The organism is Mesorhizobium sp. NZP2234, from assembly GCF_013170765.1.
GTDB lineage: Bacteria > Pseudomonadota > Alphaproteobacteria > Rhizobiales > Rhizobiaceae > Mesorhizobium > Mesorhizobium loti_D.
In genome coordinates, this window is record NZ_CP033364.1 from 3,313,260 (window position 1) to 3,325,160 (window position 11,901).

Consider the following 11,901-nt stretch of genomic DNA (forward strand, 5'->3'; position numbering starts at 1 on the left):
ACCCTGCCGCCTCACTCATCCTCGTCGTCGGCGTCGAGCAGGCGTGTCGCCCGCCAGCGGGTGAGCACCATGTTGGTCTGCTCGATAACGAAGAAGCGTGCGGAGTCGCGGTCATAGCCCTCGGCCAGCAGTTTTTCGTAATCGGTGTGCATGTGGCGGATGTGGGCGATCGTCGCCAGCCACACCGCGATCGTCGGCGGCAAGGTCTTCATATGCACCGAGCCGGCGTCAGCGCGGATCTTTTCCATGTCGGCGTAAGGCGCCAGCGGCAGGAGCGCCGTCAGTGCCTTGGCGATGGCGCGGCGGCGGCCGGTCGGCGCCGTCATCGCTCCTCGCGCCCTTCCATGGTCGCCTCCGGTACGGCGTCGGTCGAGGCGAAGTAAGGCTTGATGTCGATGACCGGGGTGCCGTCGAGCGCATCGATGGCGTCGATATCGATACGCCCGGCGGCGATATCGAGCCCGACAAGTTTTGCCACATGCAGGCCGATCGGGTTCGGCCGGGCAGGGGAGCGCAGGCCGAATACGCCTTTTGCTTCAGCCGCATGGCGCGGTTTCTGAACAATCAGATTCCGCGGCGCGTGATGCAGCCAGGACAGGATGACGACGTGGCTGGCGCGCTCAAGGCCCTGCAAGCCGCCGCGATAGGGCGCGTCGATGGTCAGCACCGCCGGCCGGCCGGCTTCGCGGGCCGCGCGCATGTTTTTCGGGCAGGTCTCGCGTGTGGTCCATGGCGAGGCGATGCGGCCAATGAAGACGACGCCGCCATCCGCGGGCATTGCAGCCGGGTCCTGTTCCAGCCTCTGCTCACCTTCGCGCGCCTCGAACATCTCACGCGGTGCGGTCATTCTGCCATCTCTGTGTTGGTGCCAGTCCCAAGACCGCTACACGTTTTTGGGCGATATGCACCGGGAAATCACGCATGCGGCATTTTCTTGTCCGGAAGCGACATAGCGCTTGCAAGGTTTTGAAAATCGACATAAACATATGTTTATATCTTTTTCAAATCTGATGCGCTGAAAAGAGAATACGCAGATGCATGTCTCGCTCGACACCATGGTGGATACGCTGAAGGCGGCGGCCGAATCCAGCCGCCTGCGCATATTGGCACTGTTGTCGCGCGGCGACCTCACCGTTTCCGATCTTACCGAAATTCTCGGCCAGTCGCAGCCGCGCGTCTCGCGGCACCTGAAGCTCTTGCTGGAGGCCGGGCTGATCGGCCGTTACCAGGAGGGGTCGTGGGCTTTCTTCCGCCTGTCGGATGCCGATTCCGCGCGGGACTTTGTCATGGGGCTGGTTTCCAGCATTCGCGGCGCCGATCCGCAGGTCGAGCGCGATCTCGAGCGCCTGGCCTCGGTCAAGCGCAAGCGGCAGGACCGGGCGGCGGAGTATTTTTCCGTGAATGCCGCAAGCTGGGACCATATCCGCTCCCTGCATGTGCCGGACCGCGCGGTCGAGGCCGCGATGCTGAAGCTGGTCGGCAAGCGGCCGTTCCAGTCGATGCTGGACCTCGGCACCGGCACCGGCCGGCTGCTCGAAATCTTCTCGCCGCTCTACCGGCGCGGCGTCGGCATCGACATGTCGCGCGAAATGCTGACCGTGGCGCGCGCCAATCTCGACAAGGCCGGCGTTTCCAACGCGCAGGTGCGGCAGGGCGATATCTTCTCGCCGCCGGTGGAGCGTGACGCCTTCGATCTCGTCACCATCCACCAGGTGCTGCACTATCTCGACGATCCCGCCCGCGCCATCCACGAAGCAGCGCGGCTGTTGCGCCCGTCGGGCCGGCTGGTCATCGTCGACTTCGCGCCGCACACGCTGGAATTCCTGCGTGACGAGCACGCGCATGTCAGGCTCGGCTTTTCCGACCGGCAGATCGGCGAGTGGTTTGCCGAGGCGGGCCTCGATCTCGAGGATGCCCAGGAGTTCGAGCCGCGGGGCGGCAACGAGGCCAGGCTCACAGTCAAGCTGTGGCTTGGCCGCGACCGGCGCCTGCTGATCGCCGATCCTGCCAATGACAGCCAGCAGAGCAAAGTAAGTTCGATAGGGGAAATCGCCTGATGAACCAGTTCCGCTTTTCCCGCCGCCCCGACATTGGCGACAAGGTCCGGGTTTCCTTCGAATTCTTCCCGCCCAAGAACGACGAGATGGAGGCGCGCCTCTGGGATACGGTCACGCGGCTGGAGCCGCTGAAGCCGAAATTCGTTTCGGTGACCTACGGCGCCGGCGGCTCGACGCGCGAGCGCACGGCGCGCACCATCAGCCGTATCCTGAACGAGACGAGCCTCACGCCGGCCGCGCACATGACCTGCGTCGACGCGGCCCGCCATCAGGTGGACGCCGTGATCCAGGAATTCGCCGATATGGGCGTGAAGCGCTTCGTCGCCTTGCGCGGCGATCCGGCCGCTGGCGTGGGCACCGCCTATCGCCCGCATCCGGACGGCTATGCCAACGGTGCGGAACTGGTGGGAGCGCTGAAGGACGCCGGCGATTTCGACATTTCGGTCTCGGCCTATCCGGAGAAGCATCCGGAAAGTCCTGACTTCGCCACCGATATCGACATGCTGAAGCGCAAGGTCGACAATGGCGCGACGCGGGCGATCACCCAGTTCTTCTTCGACAATGATCTCTACGAGCGCTATGTCGAGCGCGCGCGCCGCGCCGGCATCTACATCCCGATCGTGCCCGGCATCCTGCCGGTGCACAATTTCACCCAGGTCGCCAATTTCTCGGCGCGCTGCGGCGCGCTGGTGCCGGCATGGCTGGCGGAGCGCTTCGACGGCCTGCAGAACGACCCGCAGACCCATGCGCTGGTGGCATCGGCGGTCGCCGCCGAGCAGGTGCTGGACCTGGTCGAGCGCGGCGTCGGCGACTTCCACTTCTACACGATGAACCGCGCCGACCTCGTCTTTGCCATCTGCCACATGATCGGCATCCGCTCGCACGAGGCGGAGGTGGCGGGTTCGGCTGCCGCGTGAGGCAGGGCCAAAAGCAAAAGGCCGGGTAAAACCCGGCCTTTCGAATTGCTTGGACTATCTGGTGCTGGTCTTCCCCGTTTTGGCGGGTTCAGGGAAGGACGCCCATAATGAGGGCGCCGATGAAAGCAAACGCAGCACAAATCATCAATGCGTTGATTGGCCTCGTAAGTCCCATGACATAGCCTCCTCTTAAAGAGCTATGCCTAGGAGTCTAGGTTCATTTGTGCCACAGGCAAGCGGAAAATGTGCTGCATTGCGACGTAATTGCCAGATTTGCGACGTCGGTTTTGCCGTTAGCCGTTGAAACTTCTGGGCAAAAACCCGCTTCAGACCTGTGAATAAATTGTGGCGGGATGGTGTCGCGAGCGTGTCATGGCAGCGCTACCGTCACGAAGTCGATTTCGATTTTCGCGCCAATGCGGTTCAGCCTACCGCCTTCCAAGCACGCGTCCGTCGATTGTGAGAAGACCAAGTCCGATCAGCACCACGCCGCCGATCTCGAACAACTCCAGGCGTTCGCCGAGGAACAGAAAACCGAGCAGCATGGCGCTGGCCGGAACGATCAGCGTGACCAGCGAAGCGTTGGTGGCGCCGGCGGAGGCAACGAGGTTGAAATAGAGGATATAGGCAAAGGCGGTGGACAGGAGAGCCAGTGCCAGCACCGCCGCCCAGACCGGCGGCGAGGCCGAGAACAGTCCGGCCGGGCCGTATGTGAAGAGCACAATGGGGATCATGATGATGGTCGAGGCGGTCAGTTGCCCGGTGGCGATGACCGGCGAGGGCACGCCCTTGAACCGGCGGGCGATCATCAGCGCAATGCCATAGGACAGCGAGGCGCCGATCAGCGCGAATTTCGCCCAGACCGGGCCGCCAAGCCCGGCGAGCAGGCCAGGACCGATCATCACGGCGGTGCCGGCAACGCCGAGCGCGATGCCCGCGAGCTTGTTCCAGGAAAGCTTTTCGTCCGATGTCATCGCGTTGGCGAGGATCAGCGTCCAGAACGGCGTGGTTGCGTTGAGCACCGAGGCGACGCCGGCGCCAAGCTCGGTCTGGCCGGCGAAGATCAGCGAGAAGGGGACGACGTTGTTGGTGAAGGCCAGCAGGAAGAACAGGCCGGCATGCGGAAGCGCAAGGCGGAACGAGGGGCCGCGCAGGCCGAGATAGAGCTGCAGCGCGATCGCCGCGATGGCGACGCGAAACAGCACCAGCACCAGCGGATGAAGTTCGGCCACGGCGATGCGAGCGAAGAAGAACGAGCCACCCCAGATCGCGCCGAGCAGCAGCAATTGCCCCCAGTCGGCAAGCGTCATCGGTCCGCGCGGTGCTGATGTCGCGGCTATTGCCATGTCTATCGTCCTCCCCCAAGACAGGCCGTAATGCCGGCCCGGATGCAAGCCGGTCAGACACAAGGCATATCCGTTCCGGCGACAAGGGCCACCCGAAACCTGATCGGCGGCAAACGATGCCGCCAAAAATTAGCGCCGCTGCGTCAAAGGCACGAGACACAGAATTGTTTTCATTAGCCGCTAGCTTGGATTAATTGTGCGCAGGCTGAAGTCGAGGATTCGTCAATGCAGCGATTCGAGAATGCCCGCGAGGCGGCTCTGGCGCTTCGCCCGGACGATCCCGTCTATTGCTTCCGCCCGCGGGTGCTGAAGGCCGATGCCAGGCAGTTCATGGGTATGTTTCCCGGCAAGACCGCCTATGCGGTCAAGACCAATGGCGAGCAGATCGTGCTGAAGACGCTGGTCGAGGCCGGCGTCACCGCCTTCGACGTCGCTTCACCCGGCGAATTCGCGGCCGTGCGCGCCGTCTCGCCCGATGCCGAGATGCTCTACATGCACCCGGTCAAGGCGCAGTCGGATATCAAGCTGGCGCTGGAGAAATACGGCATCCGCGTCATCTCGCTCGACCATGAGGACGAGATCACCAAGCTGACCCGGGTGGTGCGGGCACTCGACATCGACCCGGGCTCGGTCAGCGTGTTCGTGCGGGTGCAGACCAAGGGGCATGCCGCCTACGAGCTGTCGAAGAAGTTCGGCGCCGGTCCGGCCTATGCCGTGGAACTGGCGGAACGGCTGAACCGTACGGGCTACAAGGTGGGCCTGTGTTTCCACGTCGGCAGCCAGATCGAGGATCCAGATACCTATGAGCGGGCGCTGGCTTCGGCCGACTGGGTGCGCAACCGGCTGGCCTTCGATATTGCGGGGCTCGACGTCGGCGGCGGCTTTCCCGCCGAATACGGCCATGATCCCAACCGCAAGCAGATCGAGATGCCCTCGCTCGGCCAGATCATGTCGCGGCTTTCCGGCGACCTGAAAGAGTACCAGTTCGACCAGATGCCGCTGGTGGCCGAGCCGGGCAGGGTGATCGTGGCGCGCTGCCTGTCGCTGATCGTGCGGGTGCTGCTGCGCAAGGGCAAACGGCTCTACATCAATGACGGCATCTGGGCGTCGCTGTCGGATTCCTGGACCGGCAAGATCACGCTGCCGGCGCGCTTCATTCCCGATCCGGCGATCAGGACCCGCAATGGCGATGAGAGCAAGATCGTGCCGTTCAAGGTCTGCGGCGCGACCTGCGATTCCGTCGATATCCTGTCGAGGCCATTCTGGCTGCCGGAAACCGTCGACACCGGCGACTGGATCGAGATCGGCCATATCGGCGCCTATTCGCTGTCGCTCAGGACCCGCTTCAACGGCTTTTATCCCGACACCTTCGTCGAGGTGACGACGCCGTTCGACGAGGGCGACGCGCCGCAGGGATTCGCGAGTTTGGAGACGATGGCGGATTAGGAACGAGAGTGAGTAGTCAGTAGTCAGTAGTCGTCAGTAGGGAATTCTCTAAATTCCACCACTCACTACTCACTCCCTTCACAGCTTCCCCAACAGGTCCGGCGTCGGCCAGCCGTCCACCGGCAGGCCGAGCCGCATCTGTTCCTTGCGGATGGCTTCGCGCGTGTTGGTGCCCAGAATGCCGTCGACAGTGCCGACGTCGTAGCCCCGGGCTTCGAGTTTGGTCTGCAGCGCCTTCATCTGCTCGTTGTCGAGGCCTTGTTCGGGGTTGCGCGGATCAAGCGGCGGCGCGCCGGCGAGCCTCGCGGCGAGATTGGCCGCGGTCAGCGCGTAGGTGAAGGACTGGTTCCATTCGAGATAGACATCGAAATTGTCATAGGTCAGGAAGGCTGGCCCCTTGCGGCCCATGGGCAGCGCAAGGCCGGCCTTGAGGCCCTTGTCGACGAGCGGCGAGCCGTCCGGATTGGTGACGCCCCACTGCGCCCACTGTGTCAGCGGCAATTTGTTGGTGCGCCCGGTCTGGTCCCAGGGCATCTCATCGGGCACCCGCACTTCCTGGATCCAGGGTTCGTCACGCTTCCAGCCGCGCGACAGCACTTTGTTGGCGGTGGTCATGATCACGTCGGGCACGCTGTTGCGCAGGTCGATCTTGCCGTCGCCGTCGCCATCGACGCCACGCGCCAGATAGTCCGAAGGCAGGATCTGCGTCTGACCGATTTCGCCGGCCCAGGCGCCCTTGACGTCGGCCGGCAGCACGCCACGGTCGATCAACTCCAGAAGCGGCACCAACTGTTGGCGGAAAAGTTGCGGGCGGCGGCAATCATGCGAAAGCGTCACCAGCGCGCTCAGCGTGTGGAAATCGCCCTGCACGGCGCCGAAATCGGTTTCGAGCGCCCAGAAGGCGGTGATGACAGGCGCCTGGACGCCGAACTGCTGGTCGGCACGGGCGAAGATGTCGGCGTATTTCTTCATGTTCGCCGCACCTTGCTTCAGGCGGTAGGCGGAGATCATGCGGTTGGAAAATTCGATGAAGGTCTGGGTGAAGACGCCCTGGGCGCGGTCGCGCGCCAGCGCCCTCTGGTCAAAGGTGGCATCTTCAAGCGCGTCGAGGCCGATGGCGCCGACACCGGCCGCCTTGGCTTCCGCCGCCACGCCCTGTTTCCAGGTTTCGAAGTCGCCGCCGCATTCCTGTGCCATCGCCGGCAGGGCCGTGGCGCACAGGAATAGCGCCGCGAGGGCTTGGGAACGCAGTCGCATCAGCTTCCTTCCGAAACGAAGAGGGCATTGTCGTGATTGGCTGGAAGCCCAACGCCCCGAATTACCAGCGGTTGCACTTTTTTGCCGCTGGCTGTGTCGAAAAGCAGGCGGCAGGCCCGGTGTCAACGGTTCTTCTGCCACAGTTCCTTGTTCAAGGCGGCTCGGCTGGCGTTGAACCCGGTTCAACGGGAACCCTGCTGGAGTGATTTGATCAAAGACCTAGCTGCCGTTGAACCCGGTTCAACGGGAACCCTGCTGGAGTGCTTTGGCCGAGGATTCGCTGCCGTTGAACCTGGTTCAGCGGGTGTTCTGCCGCAGCCATTTGTTCCAGGCGGCCTCGCTGCCGTTGAAGACGTTGATGTCGGACTTGCCGGTCATGCCCGGAACGATGCCGGTGCCGGTGTACTGCCAGAAGGTGAAGGGATGGCTGCCATACTTCTCGCGCGGGTGGCCGGCGACGGAGCGTAGCCAGTAGGGGTAACCGCGGAAGCTCGAGAGCTCGTTGTCGTCGAAGAAATCGACCGAGGTGTAGATGATCGGCTTCTTGCCGTAGTGCCGCTCGACGATTTCGAGGAAGGTGGTCATTTCCGCGCGCACCGTGGCCGGGTCGGGTCGTAACCTGCAGGTCGGGGATTTCGGGTTCCATTCCATGTCGAGCACCGGCGGCATGGCGGATCGGTCGACGGGAACATTCTGGATGAACCAGCGTGCCTGCTGGGCGGCCGGAGTGCAGAAATAGAAGAAATGATAGGCCGCGCGCGGAACGCCGGCGGCCTTCGTGCGCGACCAGTGCTCGTTGAAATACTCATCGAAGCGGTCGCCACCCTCCGTCGCCTTGATGAAGGCGAAGGAAATGCCGCTGGCCTTGGCGGTCGGCCAATCGACCGAGGTCTGGTATTTCGACACGTCGGTGCCGTGGACGGCATAGTTCCAGGGCGCGCCACTGTCCCATTCATGCGGCTTGGAATCGGCGAAGCGCGGCGCGCGCACGGCCACCGTCGGGCTACTGGAAGCGGACGGCGACAGCGGCGAGAGATCGTCCACCGTCGAGCAGGCGCCAAGCAGTGTCAGCATGAAAAGGGCCGCAAGACGGCGCATCGCAACTTCCAAGCCGGAATCAGCCGGTCGCTGATGGGTCTGTGAACCGATGGCCGACGACTGGTCGAGCCCCCTCCAGGCGATCGCCCCACAGCATCGCCCAGCATATCCATTTCTGTGCATGTCGTTGTCCCAAAACCGCTATGCGGTCTAGGGCGGCATGCATCCCCCGTGATCGCCGATCATGGTTGATAATCCGTTGACGGCGCTCGACAAGTATCCCGATTTGCGGAAGCAATGGCGGCAAATCGATGACATAAGGTCGGGCGAAAGCCCGGGAGGATGCGGATGCGGATCGTCGTCAAGATCGTCAGATGGGTGCTTGGCCTGATCGTGCTGGCGGTCGTCGCGCTGTTTGCCTGGCTTTACATCGCGCCACCCGAACTGATCCGCGTCGGCTCCGGCTATTCGGCCAAGATCGTCTGCTCCAACGTCTTCATAGCCGGGCGCGATCCCAATGAGGTGCTTGCCGTCGACGTGCAGGCGCCCGGACACCCGCTGCTGCGGCTGATGCGGGTCTCGGTCGACAAGAACCGGGGCACGGTCTCCGCCGGCCTGCTTGGCTTCCTCGGCAAAAGCGAGGCGGTTTCCCGCGATGGATTGGGCTGCACCTCGATACCCGACGGCGATGTCGGCAAGGCGCGGCGCACGGCGGTCCATGGCGAAACGTCGGCTGCCAGCCAGGACACGCTGTGGCCCGAGGGCGAGCGGGTCGAGGCATCGCAGGATCCGGTGATCGGCAAGCTGCTGGACGACGCGGCGCTGACCGGTACCGGCATGCGCGCGCTGGTCGTGGTCAAGAACGGCCGCGTCGTCGCCGAACGCTATGGCAACGGTTTTTCCGCCAAGACGCCGCTGCTTGGCTGGTCGATGACCAAGACGGTGAACGCCGCCATCATCGGCACGCTGGTCAAGGACGGCAAGATGGCCGTCGACAACAAGGGCCTGTTCGCGCCGTGGAAGGCGGATGGCCGCGCCGCCATCAGCCTTGCCGACATGATGGCGATGTCGAGCGGGCTGCAGTTCAACGAGGATTATGGCGACGTCGCCGACGTCACGCGCATGCTCTATCTCGAGCCCGACATGGCGGGCTTTGCCATATCCAAGCCGTTGGTGGGCGAGGTCGGCAAGGTGTTCTCCTATTCGAGCGGCACCGCGGTGATGCTGTCGCGGCTGTGGCAGGATGCGATCGGCGACAAGGCCAAGGCGCTGACATGGCCGCGCACGGCGCTGTTCGAGCCGCTCGGCATGCACAGCGCCGTGCTCGAAACCGACGAGCAGGGCACGTTCGTCGGCTCATCCTATCTCTACGCCACGGCGCATGATTGGGCCCGCTTCGGGCAGTTCCTGCTGCAAGGCGGGGTCTGGAACGGCAACCAAATCCTGCCGGCCGGCTTCGTCGACTGGATGCGCGAGCCGGCGCCGGCCTCGAAGGTCTACGGCAAGGGCCAGTTGTGGATCGAGGCGCCGGGCGACGAGGAAAATCCCGGCGCCGGTGTCGCGGCAGGCCTGCCCAAGGATACCTACTGGATGGAAGGCCATGACGGCCAGACGGTCACCATCATTCCGTCGGAGCAATTGGTGATCGTGCGGCTGGGGCTGACACCGGCCAAGCTCGGCTATCGCCCGCAGGCGATGGTGGGTGCGCTGGTGAAGGCGCTGCATTAGCTCTCTTTACCCTCCCCTTGATGGGGAGGGTCGGCGCGCAGCGCCGGGGTGGGGTGCCTAGCGCTTCATCCCCACCCGCGCCTTCGGCGCGACCTCCTCCATCGAGGGGGGAGGCAAGGTTGCGCGGCCCGATCACCGCCAGCCAGGCATAGCCGCGATAAAGCGTGCGGAAACGGAAGGTTGCGCCGGTTCGCCGAGATTCCGATTCCAGAACCTCGCGCAGCGATTCACGTGGCGAGACGTGAAATTTCCTCAGCCAGCCGCGCAGCAGAGTCTGGAACCAGTTGGGCAGGCCTTCCTGCTGACCGAAATCGACGACATGCAGCGAGCCGTTGGGGGCCAGCGCAGCAAGGGCTGCCGACACCGTCTTTTCCCATCCCGGGATCATCGACAGCGAATAGGACACGAAGACGCGGTCGAAGCGCTCGATGCCGTAGAGGGAGCCCGCATCGAAATCGGTGGCGTCGCCCCGTGCCAGCGTGACGCGGCCGGACAGGCCTTCGCGGTCGATCGCCTTGCGGGCGGTCTCCAGCATCTCGGCCGAGATATCGAGGCCGAAGAAGCGGGCGTCGGGATAGCGACGGGCGGCGAGGATGATGTTGCGGCCGGTGCCGCAGCCGAGTTCCAGCACGGTGCCGCCCGCCGGTACATCCAGTCCATCGATCAGCCGGTCGCGGCCGAGCAGGTAGTATTTGCGGGTCAGGTCGTAGATATGGCGTTGCCAGCGATAGACGCCGTCCATCAGTTCGGCGTGGCTGGCCTTGAATTCGGGGCTGGCCGGTAGCTCCGTCGTGCTCATGCCGGGCGCTTCACATAGAGGTGGAAGCCACCATAGATGGCCGAGCGATCGCGGGCCGAGAATTCGCGCGACGCCTCGTCCTGATAGTCCCACTGATCGAGCAGAGAGGTCGAGACACGGCCCGGCAGCAGGCTGGGTTCGGCGGCTGTGCGGAAGATGACGCGGGCCCCAGCGGAGGCGGTGCGGCTGATTTCCGACCACAGCGCATTGAGCTGATCAGCGGTCATCCAATCCTGCGCGTCGAGCAGGATGAAGCGGTCGACCGTGCCGGCATCCTTGCCGGCCAGGAATTCGATCAGATTGGCATGGTGGATGGCGACGCGGTCGATATTGCCGCGGATGGTGTCGTAGTTCTGCTTTTCCAGATAGGCGGGCAGGGCGGCCTCGCCGGGATTTGGATAGCGGCGGGCAAAGGCCTGCCAGGCGAAGTAATTGTTCTCCAGGGGAAAGTCGCAGGCGAGCTTTTCCAGCCGGGCCTTCAGCACGCTGGCCATGGTGCCGTCGCCGGAGGTGATCAGGGAATCATACTGCGCCGGCGGAATGCCGAGGCCGAACAGAGAAGCCTTGCGCGACGTCGCCCATTTCAGGAGCTTCTTGTCGAAGACCGGCGCCAGCTCCTCGTTGAAGAAGCGGCGCTGTTCGCCGATGTTCCTGGCTTCCATCATGCGGGCCGGGTTGACGCCGAAGAATTTGGCTGTGCGGTGGCCCATGGCGATGAACAGGCCAAGCAGGCCGGTCTGGTAGAAATTGCGGTCGAAGACACCGATGCGCCTGATGCCGCGCCAGTTGCGGCGCTCCCAGTAGTGGCGGCTCACCGGGTCGAGATGCGGCGCGATGAAACGGTCATAAGCTTGCGAATTGTGGCTGGTGTCGGCGGCGCCGAAGAAGCGGAACAGGTCGCCCTGCGAGGGCAGGCGGCGCACCGCTTCCAGCTTCATGCGGTTCAGCGCGATGTGCGCGGCGTTGAGGTCGACGGCGTCGATCCGTGCCGGCGAGCGGGTGAGGTAGGCCAGGATGTTGCAGCCACCGGAAGCGATCGTGACGATGCGGTGACCCTGGCCAAGCTGCATGGCCTCCATGTCGACATCGGGGTCTTCCCAGATCTGCGGATAGACGAGGCCGGAGAACAGAAGGGCGAACAGCCGCTCCGAGATGCCGGCTTTGGAAAGCGCGCGGTTCTGGTAGACGGCCTTTCCAACTTCCTTGCCGCGGCGAAAAACCAGATCCGAGGAGACGTCCGTCATGACAAAGTGATTCCCCATTTGCTTTGGCGCAAGCGGGTAGCGCAGGGTCATGACAGGCCGGTGACAGGC

10 protein-coding genes and 1 pseudogene are annotated in these 11,901 nt (G+C 63.9%); 4 read left to right on the forward strand and 7 right to left on the reverse strand.

Going from position 1 to position 11,901, the window contains the following annotated elements; all coding sequences use genetic code 11:
• Window positions 1–11: 11 nt before the first annotated feature.
• A complete protein-coding gene (locus tag EB230_RS16295) occupies window positions 12–326 on the reverse strand; it encodes a DUF2293 domain-containing protein (protein WP_056573349.1) in 315 nt (104 codons plus the stop codon).
• Complete coding sequence (tsaA, locus tag EB230_RS16300; RefSeq protein ID WP_081295086.1) at window positions 323–847, reverse strand: tRNA (N6-threonylcarbamoyladenosine(37)-N6)-methyltransferase TrmO; 525 nt, start codon at window positions 845–847, stop codon at window positions 323–325. The genes EB230_RS16295 and tsaA overlap by 4 nt, the downstream gene beginning before the upstream one ends.
• A 187-nt stretch (window positions 848–1,034) precedes the next feature.
• Between tsaA and EB230_RS16305 the strand changes: the two genes are divergently transcribed.
• Together EB230_RS16305 and metF are read left to right on the forward strand one after the other, a co-directional pair.
• The gene (locus EB230_RS16305; RefSeq protein ID WP_056573343.1) at window positions 1,035–2,057 is read left to right on the forward strand and encodes a metalloregulator ArsR/SmtB family transcription factor; all 1,023 of its coding nucleotides are present in this window, start codon (window positions 1,035–1,037) and stop codon (window positions 2,055–2,057) included.
• A complete protein-coding gene (gene metF, locus EB230_RS16310) occupies window positions 2,057–2,974 on the forward strand; it encodes a methylenetetrahydrofolate reductase [NAD(P)H] (RefSeq protein ID WP_140775777.1) in 918 nt (305 codons plus the stop codon). The genes EB230_RS16305 and metF overlap by 1 nt, the downstream gene beginning before the upstream one ends.
• 428 nt (window positions 2,975–3,402) lie before the next feature.
• Here metF and EB230_RS16315 read toward each other — a convergent pair whose 3' ends face one another.
• The gene (locus tag EB230_RS16315; protein ID WP_056573335.1) at window positions 3,403–4,320 is read right to left on the reverse strand and encodes a DMT family transporter; all 918 of its coding nucleotides are present in this window, start codon (window positions 4,318–4,320) and stop codon (window positions 3,403–3,405) included.
• 225 nt (window positions 4,321–4,545) lie between these two features.
• On the opposite strand from EB230_RS16315, the gene EB230_RS16320 reads away from it, so the two are divergent.
• Complete coding sequence (locus EB230_RS16320) at window positions 4,546–5,766, forward strand: alanine racemase (RefSeq protein WP_056573332.1); 1,221 nt, start codon at window positions 4,546–4,548, stop codon at window positions 5,764–5,766.
• A 78-nt stretch (window positions 5,767–5,844) separates the two neighbouring features.
• On the opposite strand, the gene EB230_RS16325 is transcribed toward EB230_RS16320, so the two are convergent.
• Window positions 5,845–7,023 carry a lytic murein transglycosylase gene (locus EB230_RS16325; RefSeq protein ID WP_056573329.1) on the reverse strand — a complete coding sequence of 393 codons (1,179 nt, stop codon included), beginning with the start codon at window positions 7,021–7,023 and terminating at the stop codon, window positions 5,845–5,847.
• Window positions 7,024–7,320: 297 nt separating this feature from the next.
• On the reverse strand, window positions 7,321–8,121 hold the full coding sequence (locus EB230_RS16330) for a GH25 family lysozyme (protein WP_056573324.1): 801 nt from the start codon (window positions 8,119–8,121) through the stop codon (window positions 7,321–7,323).
• Between the two features lie 288 nt (window positions 8,122–8,409).
• Between EB230_RS16330 and EB230_RS16335 the strand changes: the two genes are divergently transcribed.
• Window positions 8,410–9,789: a serine hydrolase gene (locus EB230_RS16335; protein WP_056573538.1), complete on the forward strand. Its 1,380-nt coding sequence runs from the start codon at window positions 8,410–8,412 to the stop codon at window positions 9,787–9,789.
• A 130-nt stretch (window positions 9,790–9,919) separates the two neighbouring features.
• Here the strand turns inward: EB230_RS16335 and EB230_RS16340 are convergent.
• Together EB230_RS16340 and EB230_RS16345 are read right to left on the reverse strand one after the other, a co-directional pair.
• Window positions 9,920–10,588, reverse strand: a pseudogene (locus tag EB230_RS16340) (class I SAM-dependent methyltransferase); the annotation flags it as partial.
• Entirely contained in the window at window positions 10,585–11,883 is a 1,299-nt protein-coding gene (locus EB230_RS16345; protein ID WP_056573317.1) for a DUF3419 family protein, read from the reverse strand. The gene EB230_RS16345 and the pseudogene EB230_RS16340, both read right to left, overlap by 4 nt.
• Between the last annotated feature and the right edge of the window lie 18 nt (window positions 11,884–11,901).